The organism is Parafrankia sp. Ea1.12, assembly GCF_900465275.1.
GTDB lineage: Bacteria > Actinomycetota > Actinomycetes > Frankiales > Frankiaceae > Parafrankia > Parafrankia soli.
On sequence record NZ_UBIZ01000472.1, the window covers coordinates 1 to 567 of the forward strand.

The following is a 567-nucleotide window of genomic DNA, read 5'->3' on the forward strand; positions in this document are numbered from 1 at the left end:
CCGCTACCCTCGAACACGCGCACCCGTCCACTCGGCGATCACTTCCTTCAGCAAGAGCGATCATGCCGAATGGCGGGTGCGTCCTACTTCCCGGAATCACCGGCGCTACGCACAGTCACAACCGGCCATCGCCGGCAGTCACCGGACAGACACGATCTCCGGCGAACTGGGAAGAGCCAGGAATGTGCCTGGCACCTGTTTCGCGTCGGACATCTCTCCGTTCGGTCTTTCCCCAGGATCTCGAGATCTCAGCACCCGGAACGAGTCGTCAGGTCGACGTCCGGGGCGGGCGGCTACTTCTGGATCCAGAGTTCCTCGGGCAGGAGCGAGCCGAGGCCGTACTGCACGAGGCCGCCGACGTCCTTGCCTGCGATGGCGCCGGGCTCCGCTCTCGTGAAGAAGACCACCGGGGCCAGCTCGGTGAGGCGCTGCTGGACCGTGTCGTAGGCCTTCTCGCGGTCCTGTTCCGATGCGCCTGTCCGCCCCGCCAGCAGGGCGTCGTTGAGCGCCTTGTCGGCGATCCCGGAAAGGTTCGCCGGCGAGTCGCCGCTGAAGGCCGTCCACAGC

At 66.5% G+C, this 567-nt stretch carries 1 pseudogene; it reads right to left on the reverse strand.

What is annotated here, in order from left to right:
* Positions 1 to 293: 293 nt before the first annotated feature.
* Positions 294 to 567 (reverse strand): annotated as a pseudogene (locus FMEAI12_RS28180) (ABC transporter substrate-binding protein); the annotation flags it as partial.